This window comes from Vibrio sp. QJM3NY_15, assembly GCF_057785995.1.
This window is the reverse complement of the sequence record NZ_CM173517.1, coordinates 661,734-687,638: the sequence shown is the minus strand read 5'-3', so window position 1 is coordinate 687,638 and position 25,905 is coordinate 661,734. Positions and strand designations below refer to the sequence as shown.

Here is a 25,905-nt window from a genome sequence, read left to right as displayed (position 1 = left end):
CTCATCGTTTCGCCTAATGAGGGCAGCCAATTAAGGAAAATCAAACTGCATTTGGATTAGATATTGCGGACGGATTATACGGCCAACGAAATCGCTTGGCTACACATTTTTGTATTTTTAATTTGCATTTACCCCCTTGCTATGTATTATATTGCCGCTATCTTCCATACTCACGCCCTGTGAGATTCCAAGAAAGACCTTCCTTCAAGGAAAGATAGTGCTTCTATGACTAATCCAAACATCTTTACTGTTTCTCGCCTCAACTCAGAGGTTCGTCTCCTATTAGAAAACGAAATGGGAATAGTCTGGCTCGTTGGTGAAATCTCAAACTTCTCTGCACCTGTATCTGGTCACTGGTACCTCACACTTAAAGACTCTCGCGCTCAAGTTAAGTGCGCCATGTTTCGTGGCAATAACCGCCGTGTGACTTTTAAGCCTCAGAACGGTAATCAAGTTTTAGTCAAAGCACGTCTATCTCTTTATGAGCCACGCGGTGACTACCAACTGATCATCGAAAGCATGCAGCCAGAGGGTGACGGTAAACTTCAGCAAGAGTTTGAAAAGCTGAAGATGAACCTTGCCGCAGAAGGGCTGTTTGCTCAATCAAGTAAGCAAACTCTGCCAGAACATCCTAAGTGCGTTGGTGTTATCACCTCTAAAACAGGCGCAGCCCTCTTCGATATTCTCGATGTACTGAAAAGACGCGACCCATCATTGCCAGTCATCGTGTATCCGACCATGGTACAAGGTGAAGGAGCTTCGATTCAGATCGCTCAAGCGATTGGACGTGCCAATGAGCGCAACGAATGTGATGTATTGATCGTGGGTCGTGGCGGCGGTTCATTAGAAGACTTATGGTGTTTCAATAACGAAATCGTTGCTCGCACAATTGCAGCAAGTCAGATCCCGATTATCAGCGCCGTTGGACACGAAGTTGATGTCACTATCGCCGATTTCGTCGCAGACATGCGTGCTCCAACGCCATCAGCAGCCGCTGAATTAGTTAGCCGTGATAACAGCCATAAAGAGCAAGCTTATGCCTCCAAACGTGCTCGTTTAGTGAGTGCGATTCGTCATGTGTTAATCAAACAAGCGCAATCAACTCAAACGTTGAAATACCGCTTAGAGAAACAACACCCGAGCTACCAACTGCAAAAGCAGAGTCAGCAGCTTGATGACCTAGACATGCGCTTGCGTCGTGGTATGACTCAATACTTAAAGCAGCATGCACAGCGTGTTGAGCGTAAGCAGCACCAACTTCAGCTGAACTCGCCAGTGAAACGCCTTGGTGAACAGAAGCTGCATCTGCAACGTTCAGAGCAAAAACTATTGGATGCAATGGATAAAACACTACTAACCACTCGCCACCAGCTAGCCATGGCTGCCGAGAAGTTAGAAACAGTAAGTCCATTAGCAACCCTAAAACGTGGTTACAGCATTACCCATTCAGCATCGAGCAAGACTGTGTCATCAATCAACGACGTCGAAGTAGGCGAGGTGATCACCACCCAAGTTGAAGACGGTGTAATTGAATCGCAAGTGACAAAAAGAGTCGCTAAGAGCGAGCTTTAGATTCAACTAGGACGTTAAAAATCATTTAAAACCAGAAAGCCCTATCGAATAATCGACAGGGCTTTTTTGTATCTATTGGCTTCAAAAGAAAGCGAACGTATTCAAACTCTACTCAGTCGTAGAAGGCTCCTTCATGGTTAGCATCCCTTCGGTCACGATAAAGTTGATGATGAAATCTAAACCTTGGCTCTCTTTTAGGTTGGTGAACACGTATGGCTTGGTTGGTCGCATGCGTTGAGTGTCTTGCTCCATCACCTCAAGTGACGCACCTACATATGGTGCTAAGTCGATCTTATTGATAACCAGCAGATCGGAACGCGTAATACCCGGCCCGCCTTTACGTGGGATCTTCTCCCCTTCCGCTACATCAATCACGTAGATGGTAAGATCGGCTAATTCAGGGCTGAACGTAGCACTCAAGTTATCACCACCGCTTTCGACGAATACCACATCGAGGTTCTTATGCAGCTTGGCAAGCTCTTCTACCGCAGCTAAGTTCATCGACGCATCTTCACGGATCGCCGTGTGTGGACAGCCACCCGTTTCAACACCAATGATGCGATCCGGTTCTAGCGCTTCCGCTCGCGTGAGTATCTTTGCATCTTCTTGGGTGTAGATGTCGTTGGTTACTACGGCAATGTTGAGCTTGTCGCGAATCGCCTTACATAGCACCTCTAACAAGGCTGTTTTACCTGACCCTACCGGGCCGCCAATACCAATTCGAAGTGGTTGCTTATAACTTTCCATTGTCTACGTCCTTATATTCTTTTTACTACATCGTTTGTGCTTACCGCTACGAACGAAATAGTCTCGTGTATTGTGTTTCGTGCAGTGAACTTGCTAATGCCATTGATGGCGAAAAGCTGCCTATCATCCAATCTTCTATCGCGCGTGCTTTCTCAATGATCTCGGGAAACGTATTGGTGATATTAATCAGTGCCAACTGACCATCGGTTTGACCTAAAGGCACTAACTTGACCCCTGCGGTAACGATGTTTTCAAGCCAACTCCATAAATAACCCTGCTTGAGACTCTCTAAATCAATACCCCAATGCTGAGCCGCCATACACATGCCCAACAATTGGTTTGGATGACTATCAACAGAATCCACCAGCGAAATATCGATATCCAAGCGCTTCAATAAGGTGTTCAATGCATGCCCACGCTGCTTTTCTTCCGCTCGCAACTCACTGGTTTCACGGCTTGAGTATAAGTAGTTACACCAATGCTCAATCTCATCGATTTCACCCTTTTCTAGCGCGTGATAAAGACGCTCTAAGATAGGTAATTCCAAAGTTGCGACACTGGAACTGACGATGGTATTAAGCCACTGTTCCATGCTGTTGCGATCGGTCACCCACCCCGCTTCAACCGCTAACTCTAAGCCTTGCGAATAAGTGAACCCACCAATCGGCAACGATGGACTGATCAATTGAAACAGACGATAGACGGCTACATTTTCTGTTGTGGTCATAATCGTGCCCTCAGTCTTCCAGAATCAAATAAGTTCGAGAGCCTACGCGCCTAACAGCAATAGTGCGCTTGCTGAAGCCACGCCGACTGACAACCATTTAGAATAAACCGCGCGACCAACAAAAGTACCTATAACCATCAGAGCCAAAGCACTGATACTCATGCCTGTTGCGAACTGAGTCAGGTTGCTCGCGGCTTCAACGCCGTGTGCGTAACCATGGAAGAACAACATAGCAATCGAAGCAACTAATACGCTGTTTACACGCTTGGTTGATGGTGAGAATACATGCCATAAACATAAGCTGACGACAAACAGAGAAGCGATAATGGCAGGCTCAACAATCACAGAGAAACCTAAGGCTTGGCCTGCGATAAGCCCTACCACTAAAGACACCAATCCACCGCCAATCAAAGCGGCTTTTATCTTGGTTGAAAACGACAGTGCGCCAATTAACAAACCGAAAGCAATCAGCATGATCAAGTGATCCATACCTGTTACTGGGTGAGTTAAGCCCGACATAAATGAGTGAGACTCATGAACTGAATGCGAACCGTGTCCCGGGTGAGCCAATGCCAATGTCGATGTTGTTAGAGAAGCCAGTGTGAAAGTGCATAAGCCTGCAGCTGTTTTAAAGTTCATCGCGAGTTCCTTGCGTTTATAGTTATTAATATCGTGGTTGTATCTATAAATGGGTGAGTCTCAAATGACTCGATTAATGATGGTGATGATGTCCACCAGAGCGACCGCCATAAGCGCCACCTTCAGGTTCAAACGGTTGTTTCTCGGTGGTCACTGTCGCGCCTAAACCTTCAACCATTTCATCCAAAACATGGTCGTGTTGGTAACGAACCCAACCCGCTTCCACTTGCAGCGGAACATGTCGGTTACCAAGGTGGTAAGCAACACGAGTTAATAAATGCGAGTCTTTACAGTAAACTGTCGACACGGTTTCCGGTGCCGCTTTCACTTCGACAGTTAAGCCACACTCACTAGTTAATTGTTCACCGCCACGCAAGATATGGCCGCGTGGTAGAAACAATCCGGCATTGCGCCCGTCATCGAGCATCACCTTAAGGCGACTTTTAATGCGGCTATCGATCGGCAGGCTTAAATAGCCGTCCGGTGCATTTCGTATTTGAGTATTCAGTTGAGTCAGTTCAATCATGCTATTACCTCAATCTCCTTGTGAGATTTATAACGTTCAAAATAGAGTCTTCAGTCAAAAGCCCTCAGGCAAAAGACTTAAAATAAGAGCCTTCAGCCGAGCTATTAAAATAGAAAATATCTTTGAGCCATTGGCAGTTCTTCAGCAGGCTCACAGGTCAACAGTTCACCATCAGCGCGTACTTGATATGTCTGAGAATCGACCTCAATCTTCGGCATCCAATCGTTAAGCTTCATGTCGGCTTTGCTGATATTTCGGCAGTTGCTGACAACACCAATCAAGCTCTGCAAACCCAATTGCTTATCGATGTTCTGTGCTTTGGCTTCCTTGGAAACAAAGAGCATCGATGTGTTCTGACACGCCTTGCCGTAGCTACCAAACATAGAGCGATAGTGAACTGGCTGAGGTGTTGGAATAGAAGCGTTCGGATCACCCATTGGTGCCATGGCGATCATGCCGCCTTTCAAAATCACGCTTGGTTTCACGCCAAAAAAAGCGGGCTTCCACAACACTAAGTCAGCTAATTTTCCGGCTTCGATCGAACCGATTTCATGAGACATGCCATGAGTAATCGCTGGGTTGATGGTGTACTTAGCTATATAGCGTCTTAATCGGAAGTTATCGCTGTAGTCTGAATCTTCTTTTAGGCTACCGCGCTGAACTTTCATCTTGTGTGCGGTTTGCCACGTGCGGGTTACTACCTCTCCCACTCGTCCCATCGCTTGAGAATCCGAGGCGATCATCGAGAACGCACCTAAATCATGAAGAATGTCTTCTGCGGCAATAGTTTCACGGCGGATACGCGATTCAGCAAACGCGACATCTTCTGCAATTGATGGTGAAAGGTGATGACACACCATCAACATATCCAAATGCTCATCGACCGTATTGATAGTGTAAGGTCGTGTTGGGTTAGTCGAAGAAGGCAGAACGTTTGGTTCACCTGCCGCACGAATAATATCGGGAGCATGACCGCCGCCCGCACCTTCAGTGTGGTATGTATGAATCACGCGATCGCCAATTGCGCCAAGTGTCGATTCAACAAAACCAGATTCGTTCAGAGTATCGGTGTGAATCGCGACTTGTACGTCCATCTCGTCAGCAACGCTCAAGCAAGTATCGATTGAAGCGGGAGTGGTTCCCCAGTCTTCGTGCAACTTCAAACCCACAGCACCTGCCGCTACTTGTTCGCGTAGAGCTTCTGGCTGACTTGCATTGCCTTTGCCTAACAAACCAAAGTTCATAGGAAATTGATCGAGTGACTCTAGCATGCGGTGCATGTTCCAAGGCCCCGGCGTACATGTGGTTGCGTTAGTACCGGTGTTTGGCCCCGTGCCACCGCCAATCATGGTTGTCACACCTGACGCCAGTGCTTCTTCAATCTGTTGTGGGCAGATGAAGTGGATGTGCGAATCAATGCCACCAGCCGTCAGGATTGAGCCTTCACCGGCTAAAATCTCCGTGCCTGGGCCAATTACAATATCAACGCCCGGTTGAACATCTGGGTTGCCCGCTTTGCCCAATGCCTGAACTCGACCATCTTTGATGGCGACATCGGCTTTGACGATGCCCCAGTAGTCCAACACAATCGCGTTGGTGATCACCAAATCCGGCGTTTCGGCACTTGGACGTTGGCTTTGCCCTTGTCCATCACGGATAACTTTGCCGCCGCCGAATTTCACTTCGTCGCCGTATACGGTGTAATCTTTTTCAACTTCTAGCCATAAATCAGTGTCAGCAAGACGCACTCGGTCACCGACTGTTGGCCCAAACATTTCGGCATAAGCCTGTCTGGATATCGTCGCCATGTTCAATCCTTTGTTATTTTCATTATTCCGTGGGAGCGCTTAGAGCTTGCCCATCACCTTTCCTTGGAAGCCATAGATCTCTAACTTACCTGCGTAACGCACTAACTCGACACTACGCGACTGACCCGGCTCAAAGCGGGTTGCGGTGCCCGCAGGAATATTGAGTCGAAAGCCTTTAGTGGCTTCTCGGTCGAAGATCAACGAAGGGTTTACTTCATAGAAGTGGTAATGAGAGCCAATTTGAACAGGACGATCGCCAATGTTTTGTACCTTAACGGACGTTGTGTCTCGGCCTTCATTGAGAGTGATGTCACCGGGAGCAGTTTCGACTTTTCCGGGAACGAATCCTGAGTATTGTTTTGTGGAACCAGCCATATTACTTCTCCCTACACGATAGGTTCATGAACGGTCACCAGCTTGGTGCCATCAGGAAAAGTAGCTTCGACTTGTACATCAGGGATCATGGAAGGGATCCCCTCCATAACGTCATCGACAGTAAGAAGTGTGCGTCCAAAATCCATTAATTCTGAAACGGTTTTACCCTCGCGGGCACCTTCAAGAATGGCACTGCTGATCAGCGCAATAGATTCTGGGTAGTTGAGTTTTAAGCCTTTTTGTTTGCGCTGCTGTGCCAGCATTCCTGCGCAGAAGATAAGTAGCTTATCTTTTTCTCTTGGTGTTAATTCCATTTAGCCGCCCGCTGTTAGTGTTATTTTCTTAGAGCCCAAAAACGCATGAGCAGTAAGTGGGATTCAAACACAGCAAGCTTGAAAAAATGTACCTAGAGCCGGAAGTCACCCTAGGTACAAAAGGGCTAATCGCTAAGTCGCCCAAATCCTAGGTAAATCCGGAGTCGTACCACACAAATGAGAGCGAGTTGCTTGCCATATCTGACCAAAGGCCTGGAGAATATCTTCACTCCAATTACCCAAAGCTCGCACTACAATCAATCCTTCTATCTGCGTTGCACCCATTATTAATGTAGGTTCACTCGACATTTTTGATGTAACTGATTGCTGTGAAGCTTGCTGTGTAATAGATAAGAGCAAGCTCTGTACCAACTCTAAATCTTGCTTCTCATTTGAGGTTATATAAAAAGTCCCCATCATTGAATAATCTAGTAACCCCATATTTATCATTAACTTATCGCCACCGTGAAAATTAAAGCCTTCAGTCAGAAGCCTTTGATTATCAAGATAGATTTCTGTTTTCCCAACGAGGTGACCATGCTCAAATCCCTCATTCTGTGCAGGGCGCCCAAAACAGTGCATCTCCCAACCCCAAAATTGTGCACCCTTTTCGAGGCGAATTTCAGTGTCTAAACGAACGTGTGCATTAGGGAAAAAGATGTTCTCTTGCGGCATCCATTCCAAGCGCGCATCTTTCTTTACTCGAAGCGTTTGCTTCTGCTTAGCGTACTTGTTGTTTGAGCGGTAAAACTTGGTCGCACCGGGTGTGGTGATCAACGTATTCGCACCGCTTTCTACAGTTGCCTCAATGTTGAGAGTGTCACCACCTACCACTCCGCCGGGGGGATGGAGTAAGTAGGTGTGACACGTTTCCCCATCAGGATACAAGGGGCGTTGCACCGCAAGCGGACCAGACTGCTGACGATTCTTTAATACGGTTTTATCACCGCGGTCGACAAAAGTGAGGTTTAAGCTTGCTTGCCAACCGTCTCGAATATCTTGTTCGATGGTCTCATTCAGAGACAAAGTTTCGACTAAAGAAGCATTGCTTACTTCATTCGGAGAAAAGAGAGAATTCATACGGTTAGGTACTCCTTAATCAAGGACTCATCGAGCCCTGTCATTTCACCCTCAGCCACCTGACGCCCACGGTCAAGAATGCAAAATCGGTCACCAACCTTTCTCGCAAATGGCAGCTTCTGTTCCACAAGCAGAACCGTGAGCCCCATCCTCTCGTTGAGCATTCGAATGATGTCACCAATCTCTTGCACGATATTGGGCTGAATACCTTCTGTCGGCTCATCCAATATCAATAGCTTTGGATTAACCACCAGCGCACGCCCAATCGCGAGTTGCTGCTGCTGGCCACCGGATAAGTCCCCACCGCGACGATGCAGCATCTCTTTTAATACTGGGAATATATCGAAGATGAACTCAGGGATCTTACGGTCGCCCTTTTCTCGAATCGGCAAGCCAACTTCTAAGTTTTCTTGAACCGTGAGCATCGGGAAGATCTGACGACCTTGCGGCACATAACCGATTCCTTGACGAGAACGATCTTCAGCATCGGTTTTCAGAAGCGACTCACCCGATAATGAGATATCACCGCTTTCGACCTTAACCAAACCCATGATGCATTGCAGCAGAGTCGTTTTACCGACGCCGTTTCGTCCCATTAGAACGGTGCATTTACCTTCGGGGATCTGCATATCCAAATCCCATAAGGTGTGGCTCTCACCGTAATATTGATTAACTGATTTAACCTCTAACATCCTATTCTCCGAGATAAACTTGTTTAACTTCAGGGTGAGCCTGCACTTGATCCATAGTGCCTTCTGCCAGCACGTGACCCTGATGAAGCACGGTGACATGGCTAGCGATTGAACGAACGAAATCCATATCGTGTTCAACCACGACGACAGAGTGTTTGCCTGCCAGTGAGTTAAGTAACTCCGAGGTACGATCCATCTCTTGGTGAGTCATACCAGCAACAGGCTCATCCACCAGCAACAGCTTAGGGTTTTGCATCAATAGCATGCCGATCTCTAACCACTGTTTTTGCCCATGTGACAGATTGCCTGACAAATTCGCGACTTCGTCTTTTAGGTGAATCAACTCAAGTACCGAGGTCAATTTATCTTTCTGTTCACCAGACATTACCGCAGTGAAAGTCGTCCACACTGAGCGGTCACCCGCCATGGCTAACTCAAGGTTCTGCCACACGGTTAAACACTCAATCACGGTCGGTTTTTGGAATTTACGCCCAACGCCTGCGTTAGCAATTTCGGCTTCGTTCATCTTCAGCAAGTTGATGTTCGAACCCAGCCACACTTCGCCAGTATCTGGCTTAGTTTTCCCGGTAATGATGTCCATCATGGTGGTTTTACCTGCGCCATTAGGACCGATGATGCAACGAAGCTCTCCTTCATTGATGTAGAGGTTCAGATCATTTATCGCTTGGAAACCATCGAAGCTTTTATTGACGCCTTCCACATACAACAGCACGTTATGGCGAGTATCGATGGCAGGATGAATATCAGGTTTGAGGTAATCGAAGACTTCGTCTCGACGAGTGAACGCCTGAACTGATTCCTTTACGCTATTAAATGTGGTCATGCGATCACCTCCTTGGCTTTGTGCTGATCATCCTTATCTTTATCTTTATCTTGGTTTTTCCCATTTGATGCCTTACGCAGCTGCTGCCATTTTTCACTGACAAAGCCAATCACACCTTGTGGGAAGTACATGGTCGAAAGTACGAATAACCCGCCTAACGCGAATAACCACACCTCTGGGAACTCAACAGTAAACCAGCTCTTGGCGTAGTTGATGATCAATGCCCCAACAATGGCGCCAAACAAAGTGGCGCGACCGCCTAAGGCAACCCAAACCACGATCTCAATCGAGTTAAGAGGAGCAAATTCTCCTGGGTTAATGATGCCAACTTGAGGCACATATAAAGCCCCAGCAATACCCGCGATAACCGCTGAAAGAACGAAGACGCACAGCTTGATGCCATCGACGTCGTAGCCCATAAAGCGAGTGCGAGATTCCGTATCACGAATCGCTAATGCCACACGGCCTAATCGACTGGTCACCACCATACGACACGCGATGTAGCTGAGAATGAGTGCAACGCCAGTCGCGACAAACAGACCAATCTTGACCGCATCACTCTGCAAGCTCAGACCAATAATGTCTTTGAAATCCGTCAGTCCGTTGTTACCACCAAAGCCCATCTCGTTGCGGAAAAATGCCAGCATCAATGCGTAAGTTAACGCCTGAGTCATGATAGAAAGATATACCCCTGACACGCGAGAACGGAAAGCAAGATAACCAAACAAGTAAGCCAACGCGCCCGGTACCAACACCACCATCAAGCAAGCGAACCAGAACTGATCGAAGCCCTGCCAGAACCACGGCAACACCGACCAATCAAGGAACACCATAAAGTCAGGCAGGATTGGGTCACCATAAACCCCACGGTCACCAATCTGACGCATCAAGTACATGCCCATCGCATAACCACCAAGCGCAAAGAAAGCACCGTGGCCGAGGCTCAATATTCCGAGATAGCCCCACACAAGATCGAGCGCCAACGCCAACATTGCGTAGCTCAGGTATTTCCCCATTAGTGAGATAGTGAAAGTCTCGACATGGAGCGGATGCCCACTTGGTAACATGGTGTTAGCCAGTGGGATAAGAATGACGGCCGCAAGAATGGCAAGGATGGTCAGTTGGCCACCTTTGTCACCACGCATCGCCGAAAGTACAAATGATTTTGACTGCATGATGTTGTCCTTAACCTTCAGCCGCACGACCACGTTGCGGGAACAGTCCGCGTGGGCGCTTTTGAATAAATAGAATGATGAAAACCAGCACCAGAATCTTGGCGAGAACCGCACCAGCCCATGGTTCTAAAATCTTATTGAACAAGCCAAGGCTTAAGCCTGCGACTAGCGTGCCCCATAGATTGCCAACACCGCCAAATACCACCACCATGAATGAATCGATGATGTATGCCTGTCCCATATTTGGGCCAACGTTGGTCAGTTGAGAAAGTGCCACACCCGCGACACCTGCAACACCAGAACCTAAACCAAAGGTCATTGCATCAACTCGTTCAGATCGAATACCCATCGCACGCGCCATACCACGGTTTTGAGAAACCGCACGAACCTGTAAGCCTAGTGGTGTCTTTTTCAGAACCATCAATAAGCCCATAAACACCAAACCACAGAACAGGATGATATAAAGTCGGTTGTAAGTCAGGGACAACATTGGGTTCAATTGAAGTGCGCCAGACATCCATTCAGGTGTGCTCACTGAGCGGTTCAAAGGAGAGAAAATCGAGCGAACGGCTTGCTGCAAGATCAAGCTAATACCAAAGGTCGCGAGTAAGGTTTCCAATGGTCGTCCGTAAAGGTGACGAATCACGCTTCGCTCAATCACAATACCCACCAAGCCAGACACAATAAACGCCGCTGGAATTGAGAGTATCAATGCTAAGCCAATATGGTTCGGCATCAACAACTGCAATACATACGTAGTGTAAGCGCCAATCATGATCAGCTCTCCATGAGCCATGTTGATAACACCCATTACACCAAAGGTAATCGCTAGGCCAATACCCGCTAGCACCAATACCGAACCTAAACTCAAACCGAAGAATACGGTTTCGACACCAGAATAGAGCGCTTGGCTTTGTTGATAATCGTCCATCGCACGCTCTGCTGCAGCTAAGACTTTTGGATCTTTCTCACTGCTCAGTAGTTGATTCAATGTTTTCAGAACCACGGAGTGTTTGAAGTCGCCAACTCGTTCAATTGAAACCACGCGATCTTCAGTGGTGGCACTGTTATTAAGAGAGGTAAATATGGCTAACGACAAGTCCATCAATTCAGCGACTTTGCCCTCTGATTCACTGGTTCTGAGTACAGCTAAACGATCAATAATGTCAGAATCTTTGGTACCGAGTAGATCCAAAACAGCTTTATAACGCACATCAGAATTACTGCTGTTCAGTCCAATCGAGGCGATTTCCTCACGCAAGATCCCGCGAAGTTTGTTATTCACACGAACCTTTTTAAACTGTCTCACATTCTCGATATTAAGCGTTGAATCATCCCATACAGACTGAGCTGACGTCGCTGTTTTGATGCTTTGAATGAGGTAGAGCTGTTTGTACTTCTCACTCTGTTTCTCATTAAAGTAGTAAAGATCTCCGTTTAACCAACCATCCAAAATAGGTTTCGACACATCTTCCGTTTGCGTCTCAATCACCCAATCGATAGCTAATTCTTTATCCGATGTTTTCTTACCAACTAGCGCCTTGGTAAAGCTAGCTTCATCCGTTATTCCAGCAAAAGCCAACTGAGCACTGACTGCCATGAGCAATAGTGCCTTAAATACGTTTAATACGTTTTTCATCCCTGCTTCCTTAACCAACCAAGTTAGATATTGTTATTTTTACTTGGAGGATGTGTGGATAGTGGTTGTTACCTGAAACTATGAGCCTTCCGTTCGCTTCGCCCGTTAAACAGACGTGTTCTTCCCAAACCGGAAGGCTCAATATTCCTGAATTGACGATCTAGTTACCGCCAGAACACTTCTTCGTTTCGACGTTAAACGCACCACATGAAAATGGCTTCGACCAGCTAGAGAACAGTTTTGCCGATTCAGGTAAGTAGCTAGACCAAGCATCACCCGCCACTAGGCCTGTGGTTTCCCAAACGATATCGAATTGACCATCATCTTGGATTTCACCGATCAGGACTGGTTTAGTAATGTGGTGGTTTGGCAGCATGGTAGAGTAGCCGCCAGAAAGGTTAGGAACCGACACGCCAATCAAGGCATCTTGCACAGATTCAGGATCGGTTGTGCCTGCGTTAGTTACCGCTTGCGCCCACATGTTAAAGCCAACGTAGTGCGCTTCCATTGGATCGTTGGTGACGCGTTTTTCACTCTGAATGAATGACTGCCATGTCTCAACGAACTCTTCATTGGCTTCGGTATCAACACTCATGAAGTAGTTCCACGCCGCAAGGTGACCAACCAAAGGTTCTGCGTCCATGCCCGATAGTTCTTCTTCACCAACCGAGAATGCAATAACTGGGATGTCTTCAGATGAAATGCCTTGAGCGCCAAGTTCTTTATAGAAAGGCACGTTCGCATCGCCGTTCACGGTAGAAACTACAGCGGTTTTCTTGCCCGCTTCACCGAACTTTTTGATGTCTGAAACAATGGATTGCCAATCAGAATGACCAAATGGCGTGTAGTTGATCATGATGTCTTCTTCTGCGACACCTTTATCTTTTAGGTAGGCTTCAAGGATCTTATTGGTAGTACGTGGGTAAACGTAATCGGTACCCGCTAGTACCCAGCGCTCAACTTCAAGCTCTTCCATCAAGTAATCCACTGCTGGGATCGCTTGTTGGTTTGGCGCTGCGCCAGTGTAGAAAACGTTTTTAGAAGACTCTTCGCCTTCATACTGAACTGGGTAGAAAAGGATGCTGTTGAGTTCTTCAAAAACAGGCAGCATCGATTTACGTGATACCGATGTCCAACCACCGAACACCACATCCACTTTCTCTTTTTCGATAAGCTCACGCGCTTTTTCTGCAAATAGCGGCCAGTTTGACGCAGGGTCAACCACAACAGGCTCTAGCTTCTTGCCAAGCAAACCGCCCTTTTTGTTCTGCTCTTCGATGAGCATTAGCACGGTATCTTTTAGCGTTGTTTCACTGATAGCCATAGTGCCAGAGAGTGAGTGTAGAACACCGACCTTGATGGTCTCATCAGCGGCAAGCACTGTTGCAGAAGAAAATGAAAGTGTTGTACACAGTGCAGCTAGCGATAAATTGAACACCTTGTTCATGATATTACTCCATAATTGTATTTTTGTTATTCAATTACAGAGTTACAAGAAGAGTGCCAAACTTAAAAAGTAACCATTAAATTTATAAGTTATTGTATTTATGGAATTTAAAATCAAATCACACCAATAGAGTGCATAGCAATCATGTCACTATGTTTCATACTGGTGCAGTGGCGATAAGAATGAACCAAGATGACACATTGCTATTCTTCAGATACAAAAAAGACCCAACACTTTAGTATTGAGTCTCTGGTATAACATCACCGATTGTCGTTCAAACCAAATAATTTAAGGCTATTCAGTTGGTTGGAATTCGAATTTCACTCTCGACTTAGACTTCAACTCGTTGCAATCGCCATTACAAAAATAGCTCGCAGCACCACAGGCTTGAAGCTTCTCAAGTTGGCTGCTGCACTCAGGGCAAAATCCAACTTTAGTAAAGTGAGCCTGACAACTTTCACAGTGATACTTGCCATCCCAAGCTAGCTCAGACTGGCACTTAGGGCAGATATTTTCACTCATTAGTATTTCCTAATTCACTACTATTTTTACAATCTACTACCGCTGAGACTTCGCTTGCTTGATTTGGTACATGTTCTTATCAGCTTGTACGATCAAGGTTTCTAATGATTCAGGATCTTTTTCATAAGAGAGCCCAACACTGACTGCGAACTGAATATCGTTGATATAGAGCGCTTGTTCCAAGGTTTTTTCTAAGCTGTGATAAAAGCTAACAACGCTTTCTTCAGAGTCAAAACAAGAGAACACCACAAATTCATCACCGCCATAGCGACCAATTTTGGCACATGTCGAGGTGGCTTCATCTAAAACCTTTGCAACAGCGAGCAATACGCCATCACCAAAGCTGTGACCATAGGTGTCATTAATTGATTTGAATTTATCGACATCGACAAACAGACACGCCATAACCTTGTCACCAAAACATCGCTTTGCCAGTACGTTTTCAGCTTCACTCAACAGTGCGCGGCGATTCAAACAATGAGTAAGGGAATCATGATGGGCAAAAAAGTTAAGTTGATTCTCTAACTCATATTTCTCCAATGCGACCGAATACAGTGAAGCCAATAACTCTAGGATTTCGAGTTCGAATTCATGGGGTTCAGAGATGTACTGGCTGTAAATCGCGAAGGTACCTAGCACATGTCCATGTGAAGAGATGATTGGTACTGACCAACACGCATGAAGATTAGCTTGATTGGTCAGAGGTAGGAAAGGAACCCAATTGGGGTGTCTATTGATGTCTGAAACCATAACGGCTTTCTTGAGTGCCGCCGCCTCTCCACAAGAACCAATTCCCACACCGATCCCGACCCCTTCTATTTGCTGATTATAAAAATCAGGTAGGTTCGGAGCATATTCAAGGTGCAAAGTCTTTGACTCTGAGTTGAGCAGTAAAATTGAAGCCATGCGCTGCCCGAAAAGCTGCTCGGTAAGCTGAATGATCTTATGATTTAAATCTTTACGATCCATCCCAAGAGCAAGCTTTCGAAGCAAACTGTTGACTGCTCGGTGGCCTTCTAATAAAAATTTTTGTTCCATTCACTAAAGCTTTCAATTGTGTAATTAGGTACGGCTTGTTCTTATGCAAGCTTACTATTGGTTAATAATAACACACTAAATAACCACAACACACAATCGAAGATCATAGGTTGATCTTTCGCTTTATCTATTTTGATCAGCGATCTACCCCAAAAAGAATATTTATATCACCACACACCGAAAGCATAAGTTACATGTGCTGCATTTCAATTTTAAATAGTCATTTATATTAAAAGTGACATATAAAAACAAAACAAACAGCACAAGCCATTTCGATCTGTAGTCTAAATCATCGAATTACATGCGTCAGCATTTCAATATTCTGGTCATCTAACTGGGTTAACTTAACCGACAATGCTTTAAGCTCTAACGTATTCTCAATGTGAGTACCACCACACGGAATAGACACGAGAGTGTCTGCATTGAGCTGCCATTCCCAGTAACGAGAGTCTGTTAATGCCTCGCCTTCCAGTCTCATTGCTACTGAAGTAGACTCTGCTAGCCAGCCTGCAATCATTTGATTGATGTCGGCTTCAATACCATCGAGGTTTGCTAGCATGTCTGCGACGTTCAAGCCGCGTTTCTTCAAGGTTTTGCCCAAACGATACTTGTCGGTACACAGCTCTGGGGTCACAAAGCTGGTGACTTGCGCGTAGCTATTGAAGTCGTAACTACCAAGCGGATCTTTTCTGTCCGCATCTTTGCGCCAGTAACTCTCAGCCAGTACTTTATTCAACGCTAAGAAAGCGATATGACCAGCACTATGCCCACGGCTCAAGCTTGCTTGGTATTCTTTATCAACCGACAACTCAACGTCATCGCCAATATTAATCATAGAAGCTGATGCCGGTAGTTGGTGAACAACCACAAACGCCCACCCTTCCGTATCACGCTTAACAGGGATATCTGCTGCGATATGAAGCTTGCCAGTAGATTGTTCTATTGCACCAACAAGGCAATCTTCAACAATATACTGTTCACCATTTACGCTGACAAAACCTCGGTCTGCTGGGTGATCGGGCCAAATATGACTAACAGGATGAAAAGGCGTCACATCAGTGATCAAGTAGGTTTTACTGTTATCGCTTTCAACATATAGCGCTTTGCCATTGAGCTGCCAAGCCTGATGACAGAATTGAGTGATGGTTGGTGTGATTGCTTGTGCAGATGTAATCAAATCGCTAGTGGTCATATTGTTCTTCTTTTGAAATCGAGTCTAATTCGCTAATCCATAATGATGTGAGAATGTGAGGCTATGGCTTAACGTAAATTTTGCTTAAAAAAATACCCGAGACAGGCTCGGGTATCAAATCGATTAGAAAGGGTTATTTACGACCTTTCATCATGCTCATCATACGCTTACGTTTGCGTTCCTGAGAAATCGTTAGCTTGTTTGTTTTCGCTTCAAACGGGTTTTCGCTGTTCTGGAATTGAATGCGAATCGGTGTACCCATGATCTCTAGCGAACGACGGTAGTAGTTCATTAGGAATCGTTTGTACGAATCTGGCAAGTTACGAACTTGGTTACCGTGGATAACGATAATAGGTGGGTTATAGCCACCAGCGTGCGCGTATTTAAGTTTCACACGACGGCCACGAACCATAGGCGGTTGGTGATCATCCGTTGCCATTTTCATGATACGAGTCAGAACAGAAGTACCAACACGTGTTGTCGCTGACTTGTAAGCTTCTTGAACAGATTCAAACAAGTGACCAACACCTGTGCCATGAAGTGCAGAAATAAAGTGAATACGTGCGAAATCAACGAAACCTAAACGGCGGTCTAGTTCTTTCTTAACGTGTTCTTTTACATCGCTGTCTAGACCATCCCACTTGTTTACTGCAATCACGATTGAACGACCAGCATTCAACGCAAAACCTAACAAGCTTAAATCTTGATCCGAGATATTCTCGCGAGCATCAATCAGCAATAAAACAACGTTAGCGTCTTCAATCGCTTTCAATGTTTTAACTACAGAGAACTTCTCTACTGTTTCATTGATGTTCTTACGACGACGAACACCCGCAGTGTCAATCAGAACGTATTCACGCTCATCACGCTGCATTGGAATGTAGATAGAGTCACGAGTCGTACCAGGCATATCGTAAACAACAACACGTTCTTCACCAAGAATACGGTTAGTTAGTGTTGATTTACCTACGTTCGGACGACCAATGATCGCTAGCTTGATCGGTTGATCTTGAAGACGCTGGAATTCTTCTTCCGCTTCTTCTTCAGTGAAATCAACTTGCTCTTCTTCTTCGTCTTCAAACTCAGTCAAATCGCTTACTTCACCATTCTCAGCTTTTAAAGCCTCAGCGAATGGGTTAAGTGCAAGGTCAATCAGTGCGGTTACACCACGACCGTGTGCCGCTGCGATTTGATACATATCTTCAACGCCTAACTGCCAGAAGTCAGCACTTGCAGCATCAGGGTCGATACCATCAACCTTGTTTACTACGAGCATTGAAGGCTTTTCTAGTTGGCGAAGGTGCTTAGCAATAGCTACGTCTGAAGGTGTTAGACCAGCACGGCCATCTACCATAAACAGAACGACATCAGCTTCATCAATCGCCGCTAGCGACTGTTCAGCCATTTTAGTTTCAACACCTTCTTCGGTACCGTCGATACCACCAGTGTCGATAACAATAAAGTCATGCTCACTAAAATGAGCATGGCCGTATTTACGGTCACGCGTTAAGCCAGGGAAATCCGCAACCAATGCATCACGAGTTCGAGTCAATCGGTTAAATAACGTAGATTTACCTACGTTCGGACGCCCTACTAGAGCAACAACAGGTACCATAACAACCTCTACAATTTCTTCTCTAAATGTAGTTATAGGTAAGCACTTGTTCGCAAGTTTAAACTCTTACCTATAACCACATGGTTTATTAATTTATAACAACAAAACGGCTCCTAGCTGTTACCAACCAGGAGCCGACTGTGAATTGTATCACGCTTTTATTGGCTAATCGTTAGTTTCTTTACATCGCCATTGCGAGTCGTCACTAAGTAGCCTTCAGGTAGCTCAATTGGCGCAACCGCAAAGCCGCTATCATCAACTAACTGTTGGGCAACGAACTCACCCGATGAACGATCTAACCAGTGTAGATAACCTTCTGTATCACCCACGACTACATAACCGTTAATAATAGCAGGTGCTGTCAGTAAGCGGTTTTCTAGCAGTGGCGTGCTCCATAACTCAGTACCGCTACGCGCATCTACCGCAACCACGTGGTCTTTGTCTGTTACTACAAACAAACGACTGCCATCGCTCGCTAAATCAATCGCAGACGAGTAGTTACGCTTCCAAACTGGCTTACCAGAACGAAGATCGATAGCAATCAACTGACCATTGATACCAACGGTATACAAGGTGCCGCCAAGAACAATCGGTGACGCATCAACATCAACCAAGCGGTCAATTTCCGTTGCGCCTTTTGGCGTACCAACCGGTTGTTGCCAAATCAGCTGACCACGATCAACGATAGCAGCAGCCAAACGACCATTTGCCGTTCCCCAGAAAACACCACCAGAAACAGCAACAGGAGAGCTATCGCCACGCAGTGTTAAACTTGGAACTTCAGTGCTAATCGTCCACTTCTGTTCGCCGCTTTCTTGATCTAAAGCGATCATCATGCCACGGCTTGTATGAACCAATACCATGTTGCTTTCAGTCGCAGGAGATGCAAGGACCTCACCGTTTACTGGTACACGCCACAGTTCTTCACCGGTCGATTCGTCTAACGCGATCACTTCGCCATTTTCAGAGCCTAAGAACACTTTGCCGTAAGCCGCTGTTAGGCCACCTGATAAGCGTGCGAGCACATCTTTTTCAAGATCGGTTTCCCACAACTTTTTACCCGTTTCAGGATCAAGCGCTTTAACAATACCTTCGCGACTTGCAACAAACACTTTGTCGTAAGCAAGCTCTGGCGTTAATTTTGAAAAGTAATGACCAACACCATCACCAACCGACGTAGACCATTCCTGCTTAGGAGTGAACTCACTGTTTACTGTTGGTACTGGAGCCATGATGACGGTGTCTTCTTCACCCGCACAACCCGCTAACAGGCCAAGAGCAATCGCACACAACGCCGCTTTTGGAAACATCTTCTTCATTCAAAGCGCCTTATTTAGCTAGGTCGTCAAGTTTGATTTGAAGCGTTTGGCTCGCATCAGCAGCTTGTTGTGCTTCAGAGTAAGCACTGTAAGCCGCATCTGTGTCGCCTTTACGAAGTGAGATATCACCACGTAGTTCAGCAACACGGCCTTTCCAAGATTCGTCAGTCATCGCTTCAAGATCAGTCAATGCTGCGTCAAATTCACCTTGCTCAGCTTTGATACGAGCAACACGGTAAGTAAGTAGTGGCGCTAATGCCGCGTCCTTAGTTGCCGATTTTGCCCACTCAAGCTGTTCAAGTGCTGCTGCAAGGTCACCCGCTTGAACTTGTGCTTTAGCTAATTGCATAGCAGCAAGAACAGAGTATTCAGCGTCTTTGTTTGCGTCGATGAAAGCTTGAATATCAGATTGAGCATCAACGCCCTTAGTATCAAGAGCTGAAATTACAGAGGTGTAGCTTTCTGAAGCTGCTTCACGCGCTTCAACGACTGAATCTTGGTAATAGCGCCAACCGAATAGACCACCTAAACCAATAACCGCACCAAAGATTACGGCTTTACCGTTCTCTTTCCACCAATCTTTAATGGCTTCAACTTGTTGCTCTTCGCTATCGTAAAGTTCCACTTCCTGTCCTCTTTAATTCTTTAAACGCCAGCATAGTGCTGACGTTAATATTCATGATGAGCGTTTGCTCAATGGCTAACTAGATTAGCGCAGCAACTTTCTCTGCAACTTCCGTTTGAGACACGGTTTCTTGCACACCGCCAACCAAATCTTTTAGCACAACTGTATTGTCAGCAACTTCGTTCTCACCAAGTACAAGTGCTACAACAGCACCTACTTTGTCAGCACGTTTAAATTGCTTCTTGAAGCTACCACCACCGAAGTGGTTCATCACGCGTACGCCTTTAACGGTGTCACGCAATTGATTCGCTAACTGCATGCCCGCGATCATAGTACCTTCGCCAGCAGCAACCATATATACGTCAACGCTACGACGAACTTCTGTAAGTTCTAGCGTTTCCATCATCAGAACTAAACGCTCTAGACCCATTGCAAAACCAACCGCATTAGTTGCTTTGCCGCCTAATTGCTCAACAAGACCATCGTAACGGCCACCGCCACATACTGTACCTTGCGCGCCTAAACTGTCAGTGATCCACTCAAATACTGTGCGGTTGTAGTAATCTAGGCCACGTACTAGACGCTCGTTAACTTGGTATTCGATACCAACAGCGTCAAGAAGTTCACACAAACCAGCAAAATGTTGCTTTGATTCTTCACCTAGATATTCAGATAGTCGAGGTGCGTCACCTAAGATAGCTTGAACGTCTGGGTTCTTAGTATCTAGTACACGAAGCGGGTTGGTGTGCATGCGACGTTTACAATCTTCATCAAGCACATCGATATGTTGCTCAAGGAACGCCACTAACGCAGTGCGGTAGCTTACGCGATCTTCTTGAGAACCGATTGAGTTCAGTTCTAGGCGAACGTGTTTGTCGATGCCTAGCTCACGCCATAGACGTGCAGTCATCATAATCAGTTCAGCGTCAACGTCTGGACCGTCTAGGCCAAACACTTCAACGCCACATTGGTGGAATTGACGGTAGCGACCTTTTTGAGGACGCTCGTGACGGAACATTGGACCCATGTACCATAGGCGCTGTTCATCACGGTTGATAAGGCTATTTTGAATACATGAACGTACACAACCTGCTGTGCCTTCTGGACGCAGCGTTAGGCTATCGCCATTGCGGTCATCAAAGGTGTACATCTCTTTAGAAACAACGTCTGTCTCTTCACCAACGGCACGGCTAAATAGATTTGTTTCTTCAACGATAGGCATACGTACTTCGTTGTAACCGTATGCGCTCACCACGTTTTTAACTGCGCTTTCTACTTTCTGCCACAGTGGTGATTGAGTTGGAAGGCAGTCGTTCATGCCTCGAATTGCTTGGATATTTTTAGCCACAGTATTTATTCCGTAATTTCTCACGACCAGGTGTTAGTGCGAATAGACAATCACACCCCATCGCGTTGTATTAATCTTCTAAGTTTTCTACATCAATGCGATTTGCTTTATCAAGCACTGACGCTTTTGCACGAATCTTAGCTTCAAGTTTGTCGACAAGGTCATCGTTGTCGAAGCGCTCTTTCTGACGCTTACCGTCTTCATAGAAGGCACTCTTACGTGCACTACCGGCTAAACCTAAGTGAGACACTTCAGCTTCACCAGGGCCGTTAACCACACAACCGATGATTGATACATCCATTGGAGTAATAACGTCTTCTAAGCGCTCTTCAAGAGCATTAACGGTGTTAATAACATCGAACTCTTGACGAGAACAGCTCGGGCACGCAATGAAGTTGATGCCACGAGAACGAATGCGCAAAGATTTAAGAATATCAAAGCCGACTTTGATCTCTTCAACAGGATCAGCCGCGAGCGAAATACGCAGCGTATCGCCGATACCTTCAGAAAGAAGCATGCCCAAACCTACCGCTGATTTCACAGAACCAGCACGAGCACCACCCGCTTCGGTAATACCAAGATGTAAAGGTTGATCAATCTGCTTAGCCAGCAAACGGTAAGAACCGACGGCTAGGAATACATCAGAAGCCTTAACGCTGACTTTAAATTGATCAAAGTTCAAACGGTCTAGGATATCGACATGACGCATTGCAGATTCAACAAGCGCTTCTGCTGTAGGCTCTGTGTATTTCTCTTGGATCTCTTTTTCAAGAGAACCGCCGTTAACACCAATACGAATCGGGATATTCATATCACGAGCACAATCCACAACAGAGCGAATGCGGCTTTCGTTACCGATGTTACCTGGGTTGATACGCAGACAGTCAACACCGTACTCTGCCACTTTAAGGGCAATACGGTAGTCGAAGTGAATGTCAGCCACCAAAGGAACAGAAACCTGCTGCTTGATTAGCTTAAATGCTTCAGCGGCATCCATAGTCGGTACAGATACGCGAACGATATCAGCGCCAACTTTTTCCAAAGCTCTAATTTGAGCAACGGTCGCAGCGACATCAGTTGTTCTTGTGTTGGTCATGGATTGCACAGCAATTGGTGCACCATCACCGATCGGCACATCACCCACATAAATACGGGTTGATTTGCGACGAATAATAGGAGATTCGTGTTGCATATAAACTCTAAGGTAAGGTTATTCTAGCTACTTTGCCTGAAGTATACCCAGAAAGGTCAACGGGTTCACTTGCAAATGTCATTGATACGCCCTCTGGCGCACCTAGAATCACTTTGTATGGCGCAGTTCCTGAAAGATTGAGTGTCTGACCTGCTTTTTTGATACCAGTAGACAAAGTCTTGCCTGCCGCATCTTTAACTTGGATCCAACAGTCTGCAGAAAACTGCATCACTAGTTCGTTGGCTGCAGGTTCAGGCGTCACTGTCTCTGATTCAGCCGCTACAGGGGTAACCTCTGCAACGTCTTGTGTCTGTTCTACTTGCTCGACATTCTCTGAGGCTTCAGCAGCACTCACTACATTCAGAAGGTCATCAGAATTTTCAGTAACAGGAGATGTCGCTGTGTTTTGCTCAGCTTCAATCACTTCTAACGAAGTCAACTCAGGATCAAGCGACTCTTCTACCACCAGCTCTTCCGAGCTTTCAGTATTCACTAGAGATTGAGATAGGGTGTCTTGCTGTTGGTTCTGCCACCACCAAAGTGATGAGATACCCGCTATCACAGCAAAGATGCTCCATGTGAGGATCATAATACGGCTGTTGTGCTTCTCTGTTTTTGTCTTACGAGAAAAGCTCAGCATTTCTTGTTCTTGATGTTGAGCATCACCGGCATGATGAAGCGCACTCAATACCACCTTTTCGTCAAGATTGACGTATTTCGCGTATGAGCGAATGTAGCCGCGCATAAACGTAGCCACTTGATCTGATTCAAACTGGTTTTCTTCAATTTGCTGAATAAGCGTAACGCGCAACTTCAAGCGATCAGAGATCTGCTTCTGTGTTAAACCAAGAGATTCTCGTTTATTTTTAAGCAGCGTTCCCGCTTCAATTGCTGGAGCGACAGTTTCTTTCGGTTGTGTTTGTGTTTCGTGTTCTGTGTTCATAGAGAGTGAACTTCTAAAGTATTATCGCAGGTTGATGAGAGCATTTTTTATTTTCGTTTAAGCTCAATCTTACAACCTACTATGTGGAATTTTTCCTGCAACCCAGTTCATCAACCCTTAAAGTAGAAAACCACACGCTGTTGGTGAGCGATTTTCTCAGGAAGCTAGTTTATCAAGTAGCCAACCTAAATAGACACATTGACGATTATCGGGTAACAAGCGAGCACTTAAATTAATTTAAGATTATTTAATCATAAGCTAATGCCATTACAAGGCAAAAACACTTTCGACAAAATTTACCGTCAGCTCATGGTTTTGTCCAAAATTTAACGAAAAATGTAAGAAAGCGTGGGGAAAAAATCCAATTATTGGAAATTCACCTTCCAGAAAAGCAACAAGCCAGAAGGAATCCTTCTGGCTTGTTTCGTTCTAAATGGTATTTAAACCGCTTTTACTTGAATCACATCACCTGCGATTAAGTTAGCTTCAGAGGCAGCTTTCAGCATTTTAGTACGCTTGGTTCTATCAATAACATCACCAACCAGCTGACCACATGCGGCATCAATATCATCACCACGAGTTTTACGAACCGTTACTGTGTAGTTGTATTCCATCAGCGTTTTTTGGAAGCGGTCAATGCGAGAGTTGCTTGGCTTCTTGTAAGGCGAACCCGGATAAGGGTTAAATGGAATCAAGTTGATCTTACAAGGCGTATCTTTCATTAGCTCAGCAAGTTCACGAGCGTGGTCCATATCATCATTCACATGATCCAAAAGAACGTACTCAACCGTTACTTTACCGCGGTTAGCATTTGAAGAAGCAATGTAGCGACGAACCGATGCTAGGAAATCTTGGATATCCCAACGGTCGTTGATTGGCATGATTTGGCTACGTAGTGCATCGTTTGGTGCGTGTAGAGAAATCGCCAGAGCGACATCGATGTTATCTGTCATCTGATCAAGACCAGAAACAACACCGGATGTTGATACTGTCACACGACGCTTAGACAGTGAGAAACCCAGATCATCAAGCATCAGCTCTAATGATGGAATTAGGTTCTTCATGTTAAGCAGAGGCTCACCCATACCCATCATTACGACGTTAGTAATTGGACGACGACCCGTTTCTTTCTCTAAACCGATTTCACGTGCAGCACGCCAGATTTGACCAACGATCTCTGAAACTTTCAGGTTACGGTTGAAGCCTTGTTGAGCCGTTGAGCAGAATTTACATTCAAGCGCACAACCGACTTGCGAAGATACACATAGCGTCGCACGGTCACCATCTGGGATGTATACCGTTTCAACGTCTTGGTCACCAACGCTCATAGCCCATTTAATGGTGCCATCTGCAGAATGCTGAGCTTCTGAAACGATAGGTGCAACAATCTCACAGCGATGCAGCAGTTTCTCGCGTAATTTTTTGTTGATGTTGTTCATTTGTTCGAAGTCATCGACACCGAAGTGATAAATCCACTTCATCACTTGCTCTGCTCGAAACGCTTTCTCATTCAGTTCTTCTGTGAAAAATTTACGAAGACCTTTACGATCAAAATCGAGTAGATTGACTTTAGCTGTGGTCATGATGCCTCTCAATGACGGAACAATAATTAAGGGCGCGAATTGTACAGCCTTTACGCAACTTCAACAAGCACTGTAAAACCTTGTGTTTACTAAGACATTCAAACTTAAGTGATTAAAATTCACACAATCAAACTTACCTGCTTAAGTTTGGCCAATTCACAGCGAGATTCCCGACTACACTCCTCCGTCGCTTTCGGGAATGACGGGCTTTAACCACCTAATACTCGTGCCTTTCTACGACCTACAACTAATGTTTATCGTTGCATTACCAGCCTTCCAGTAACACTACTTGAGCGTCATTCCAGAACCGAGGTATCTGGAATCTCCGACAGCACACGGCGACTCCCAACCACTTTCCTCGTCACTACCGAAATGACACTAGACCTCATCAGAAACGAAAAAGGCTTCACCGAAGTGAAGCCTTTATTGATATTTGCTGTTGTCTGCTTATTCAGCTGGACGCGGGCAAATTTCAGATTCTGGGAAGAAGAATTCGATTTCGCGAGCCGCAGACTCAGGGCTATCACTGCCGTGTACTGAGTTGTAACGCATGCTGATTGCGTAGTCAGCACGGATAGTGCCGCATGCCGCTTCTTCTGGGTTAGTTTTACCCATTAGTTCACGGTAACGAGCGATCGCATTTTCGCCTTCAAGTACTTGAACCATGATAGGACCAGAAGTCATGAACTCTTTTAGTGGTCCAAAGAACTCTTTACCTTCATGTTCTGCGTAGAAGCCACTTGCTTGCGCTTCTGTAAGAGAAACCATTTTAGCGGCAATAATCTGTAGACCTGCTTTTTCAATGCGGTGGTAGATTTCACCGACAAGGTTACGCTTAACTGCATCCGGCTTAACAATTGAGAACGTTCTTTCTAGAGCCATAGGGATTCCTTCACTTCATTTTTTTGTTATTAAATACTGAAATTACTAAGATCATTCGATC

25 protein-coding genes are annotated in these 25,905 nt (G+C 45.7%); 1 reads left to right on the top strand and 24 read right to left on the bottom strand.

Annotation, left to right across the window (positions count from 1 at the left end; genetic code table 11):
• The first annotated feature begins 225 nt into the window (after window positions 1-225).
• On the top strand, window positions 226-1,572 hold the full coding sequence (gene xseA, locus AC3CKG_RS02985; RefSeq protein WP_488528791.1) for an exodeoxyribonuclease VII large subunit: 1,347 nt from the start codon (window positions 226-228) through the stop codon (window positions 1,570-1,572).
• A 108-nt stretch (window positions 1,573-1,680) separates the two neighbouring features.
• Here the strand turns inward: xseA and ureG are convergent, their stop codons facing one another.
• The 24 genes from ureG to ndk form a co-directional block, all read right to left on the bottom strand.
• On the bottom strand, window positions 1,681-2,319 hold the full coding sequence (gene ureG, locus AC3CKG_RS02980) for an urease accessory protein UreG (RefSeq protein ID WP_017062498.1): 639 nt from the start codon (window positions 2,317-2,319) through the stop codon (window positions 1,681-1,683).
• 46 nt (window positions 2,320-2,365) lie between these two features.
• Window positions 2,366-3,046 (bottom strand): urease accessory protein UreF, encoded by a 681-nt coding sequence (locus AC3CKG_RS02975; protein WP_488528790.1) that lies wholly within the window; start codon window positions 3,044-3,046, stop codon window positions 2,366-2,368.
• 42 nt (window positions 3,047-3,088) lie between these two features.
• Window positions 3,089-3,685 carry a HupE/UreJ family protein gene (locus tag AC3CKG_RS02970; protein ID WP_488528789.1) on the bottom strand — a complete coding sequence of 199 codons (597 nt, stop codon included), beginning with the start codon at window positions 3,683-3,685 and terminating at the stop codon, window positions 3,089-3,091.
• 73 nt (window positions 3,686-3,758) lie between these two features.
• A complete protein-coding gene (ureE, locus tag AC3CKG_RS02965) occupies window positions 3,759-4,211 on the bottom strand; it encodes an urease accessory protein UreE (RefSeq protein ID WP_372250031.1) in 453 nt (150 codons plus the stop codon).
• A gap of 104 nt (window positions 4,212-4,315) precedes the next feature.
• Entirely contained in the window at window positions 4,316-6,019 is a 1,704-nt protein-coding gene (gene ureC, locus AC3CKG_RS02960) for an urease subunit alpha (protein WP_102485950.1), read from the bottom strand.
• A 39-nt stretch (window positions 6,020-6,058) separates the two neighbouring features.
• On the bottom strand, window positions 6,059-6,394 hold the full coding sequence (locus tag AC3CKG_RS02955) for an urease subunit beta (RefSeq protein ID WP_102297445.1): 336 nt from the start codon (window positions 6,392-6,394) through the stop codon (window positions 6,059-6,061).
• Window positions 6,395-6,405: 11 nt separating this feature from the next.
• Complete coding sequence (ureA, locus tag AC3CKG_RS02950; RefSeq protein ID WP_004735119.1) at window positions 6,406-6,708, bottom strand: urease subunit gamma; 303 nt, start codon at window positions 6,706-6,708, stop codon at window positions 6,406-6,408.
• A gap of 132 nt (window positions 6,709-6,840) precedes the next feature.
• Entirely contained in the window at window positions 6,841-7,788 is a 948-nt protein-coding gene (locus AC3CKG_RS02945) for an urease accessory protein UreD (RefSeq protein WP_102297442.1), read from the bottom strand.
• Window positions 7,785-8,480 (bottom strand): urea ABC transporter ATP-binding subunit UrtE, encoded by a 696-nt coding sequence (gene urtE / locus AC3CKG_RS02940; RefSeq protein ID WP_102279659.1) that lies wholly within the window; start codon window positions 8,478-8,480, stop codon window positions 7,785-7,787. Before urtE ends, AC3CKG_RS02945 begins: the two co-directional genes overlap by 4 nt.
• A gap of 1 nt (window position 8,481) precedes the next feature.
• Window positions 8,482-9,324: an urea ABC transporter ATP-binding protein UrtD gene (urtD, locus tag AC3CKG_RS02935; protein ID WP_488528788.1), complete on the bottom strand. Its 843-nt coding sequence runs from the start codon at window positions 9,322-9,324 to the stop codon at window positions 8,482-8,484.
• Entirely contained in the window at window positions 9,321-10,499 is a 1,179-nt protein-coding gene (urtC, locus tag AC3CKG_RS02930) for an urea ABC transporter permease subunit UrtC (RefSeq protein WP_488528787.1), read from the bottom strand. The genes urtD and urtC overlap by 4 nt, the downstream gene beginning before the upstream one ends.
• 10 nt (window positions 10,500-10,509) lie before the next feature.
• Window positions 10,510-12,138 carry an urea ABC transporter permease subunit UrtB gene (urtB, locus tag AC3CKG_RS02925; protein WP_488528786.1) on the bottom strand — a complete coding sequence of 543 codons (1,629 nt, stop codon included), beginning with the start codon at window positions 12,136-12,138 and terminating at the stop codon, window positions 10,510-10,512.
• 160 nt (window positions 12,139-12,298) lie between these two features.
• A complete protein-coding gene (gene urtA / locus AC3CKG_RS02920) occupies window positions 12,299-13,585 on the bottom strand; it encodes an urea ABC transporter substrate-binding protein (protein WP_488528785.1) in 1,287 nt (428 codons plus the stop codon).
• A 294-nt stretch (window positions 13,586-13,879) separates the two neighbouring features.
• Window positions 13,880-14,107, bottom strand: a complete 228-nt coding sequence (locus AC3CKG_RS02915) for a zinc ribbon domain-containing protein (protein ID WP_102353034.1) — start codon at window positions 14,105-14,107, stop codon at window positions 13,880-13,882.
• Window positions 14,108-14,143: 36 nt separating this feature from the next.
• Entirely contained in the window at window positions 14,144-15,145 is a 1,002-nt protein-coding gene (locus tag AC3CKG_RS02910) for a sensor domain-containing diguanylate cyclase (RefSeq protein WP_488528784.1), read from the bottom strand.
• Between the two features lie 289 nt (window positions 15,146-15,434).
• Window positions 15,435-16,337: an alanyl-tRNA editing protein gene (locus AC3CKG_RS02905; RefSeq protein WP_488528783.1), complete on the bottom strand. Its 903-nt coding sequence runs from the start codon at window positions 16,335-16,337 to the stop codon at window positions 15,435-15,437.
• A 133-nt stretch (window positions 16,338-16,470) separates the two neighbouring features.
• Window positions 16,471-17,952, bottom strand: a complete 1,482-nt coding sequence (gene der / locus AC3CKG_RS02900; RefSeq protein WP_017106477.1) for a ribosome biogenesis GTPase Der — start codon at window positions 17,950-17,952, stop codon at window positions 16,471-16,473.
• Window positions 17,953-18,110: 158 nt separating this feature from the next.
• Window positions 18,111-19,271 carry an outer membrane protein assembly factor BamB gene (gene bamB / locus AC3CKG_RS02895; RefSeq protein ID WP_065105021.1) on the bottom strand — a complete coding sequence of 387 codons (1,161 nt, stop codon included), beginning with the start codon at window positions 19,269-19,271 and terminating at the stop codon, window positions 18,111-18,113.
• A gap of 10 nt (window positions 19,272-19,281) precedes the next feature.
• Complete coding sequence (locus AC3CKG_RS02890) at window positions 19,282-19,896, bottom strand: YfgM family protein (RefSeq protein ID WP_017106479.1); 615 nt, start codon at window positions 19,894-19,896, stop codon at window positions 19,282-19,284.
• 79 nt (window positions 19,897-19,975) lie between these two features.
• Entirely contained in the window at window positions 19,976-21,244 is a 1,269-nt protein-coding gene (gene hisS / locus AC3CKG_RS02885) for a histidine--tRNA ligase (protein ID WP_017106480.1), read from the bottom strand.
• Between the two features lie 70 nt (window positions 21,245-21,314).
• Complete coding sequence (gene ispG, locus AC3CKG_RS02880) at window positions 21,315-22,436, bottom strand: flavodoxin-dependent (E)-4-hydroxy-3-methylbut-2-enyl-diphosphate synthase (protein ID WP_009848294.1); 1,122 nt, start codon at window positions 22,434-22,436, stop codon at window positions 21,315-21,317.
• A 7-nt stretch (window positions 22,437-22,443) separates the two neighbouring features.
• Window positions 22,444-23,379, bottom strand: a complete 936-nt coding sequence (gene rodZ, locus AC3CKG_RS02875; protein WP_372203223.1) for a cytoskeleton protein RodZ — start codon at window positions 23,377-23,379, stop codon at window positions 22,444-22,446.
• A 440-nt stretch (window positions 23,380-23,819) separates the two neighbouring features.
• A complete protein-coding gene (rlmN, locus tag AC3CKG_RS02870; protein WP_009848292.1) occupies window positions 23,820-24,962 on the bottom strand; it encodes a dual-specificity RNA methyltransferase RlmN in 1,143 nt (380 codons plus the stop codon).
• Window positions 24,963-25,409: 447 nt separating this feature from the next.
• Entirely contained in the window at window positions 25,410-25,844 is a 435-nt protein-coding gene (gene ndk, locus AC3CKG_RS02865) for a nucleoside-diphosphate kinase (protein WP_004735101.1), read from the bottom strand.
• Window positions 25,845-25,905 lie beyond the last annotated feature (61 nt).

Coding starts and splice junctions, on each gene's coding strand:
- AC3CKG_RS02945 (WP_102297442.1), bottom strand. CDS start 7,788: ATGAATTCTCTCTTTTCTCCGAATGAAGTAAGCAATGCTTCTTTAGTC.
- der (WP_017106477.1), bottom strand. CDS start 17,952: ATGGTACCTGTTGTTGCTCTAGTAGGGCGTCCGAACGTAGGTAAATCT.
- urtD (WP_488528788.1), bottom strand. CDS start 9,324: ATGACCACATTTAATAGCGTAAAGGAATCAGTTCAGGCGTTCACTCGT.
- urtE (WP_102279659.1), bottom strand. CDS start 8,480: ATGTTAGAGGTTAAATCAGTTAATCAATATTACGGTGAGAGCCACACC.
- bamB (WP_065105021.1), bottom strand. CDS start 19,271: ATGAAGAAGATGTTTCCAAAAGCGGCGTTGTGTGCGATTGCTCTTGGC.
- ispG (WP_009848294.1), bottom strand. CDS start 22,436: ATGCAACACGAATCTCCTATTATTCGTCGCAAATCAACCCGTATTTAT.
- AC3CKG_RS02955 (WP_102297445.1), bottom strand. CDS start 6,394: ATGGCTGGTTCCACAAAACAATACTCAGGATTCGTTCCCGGAAAAGTC.
- rodZ (WP_372203223.1), bottom strand. CDS start 23,379: ATGAACACAGAACACGAAACACAAACACAACCGAAAGAAACTGTCGCT.
- xseA (WP_488528791.1), top strand. CDS start 226: ATGACTAATCCAAACATCTTTACTGTTTCTCGCCTCAACTCAGAGGTT.
- AC3CKG_RS02975 (WP_488528790.1), bottom strand. CDS start 3,046: ATGACCACAACAGAAAATGTAGCCGTCTATCGTCTGTTTCAATTGATC.
- ureE (WP_372250031.1), bottom strand. CDS start 4,211: ATGATTGAACTGACTCAACTGAATACTCAAATACGAAATGCACCGGAC.
- ureA (WP_004735119.1), bottom strand. CDS start 6,708: ATGGAATTAACACCAAGAGAAAAAGATAAGCTACTTATCTTCTGCGCA.
- ureC (WP_102485950.1), bottom strand. CDS start 6,019: ATGGCGACGATATCCAGACAGGCTTATGCCGAAATGTTTGGGCCAACA.
- AC3CKG_RS02905 (WP_488528783.1), bottom strand. CDS start 16,337: ATGACCACTAGCGATTTGATTACATCTGCACAAGCAATCACACCAACC.
- rlmN (WP_009848292.1), bottom strand. CDS start 24,962: ATGACCACAGCTAAAGTCAATCTACTCGATTTTGATCGTAAAGGTCTT.
- ureG (WP_017062498.1), bottom strand. CDS start 2,319: ATGGAAAGTTATAAGCAACCACTTCGAATTGGTATTGGCGGCCCGGTA.
- AC3CKG_RS02970 (WP_488528789.1), bottom strand. CDS start 3,685: ATGAACTTTAAAACAGCTGCAGGCTTATGCACTTTCACACTGGCTTCT.
- urtC (WP_488528787.1), bottom strand. CDS start 10,499: ATGCAGTCAAAATCATTTGTACTTTCGGCGATGCGTGGTGACAAAGGT.
- ndk (WP_004735101.1), bottom strand. CDS start 25,844: ATGGCTCTAGAAAGAACGTTCTCAATTGTTAAGCCGGATGCAGTTAAG.
- AC3CKG_RS02910 (WP_488528784.1), bottom strand. CDS start 15,145: ATGGAACAAAAATTTTTATTAGAAGGCCACCGAGCAGTCAACAGTTTG.
- urtB (WP_488528786.1), bottom strand. CDS start 12,138: ATGAAAAACGTATTAAACGTATTTAAGGCACTATTGCTCATGGCAGTC.
- urtA (WP_488528785.1), bottom strand. CDS start 13,585: ATGAACAAGGTGTTCAATTTATCGCTAGCTGCACTGTGTACAACACTT.
- AC3CKG_RS02915 (WP_102353034.1), bottom strand. CDS start 14,107: ATGAGTGAAAATATCTGCCCTAAGTGCCAGTCTGAGCTAGCTTGGGAT.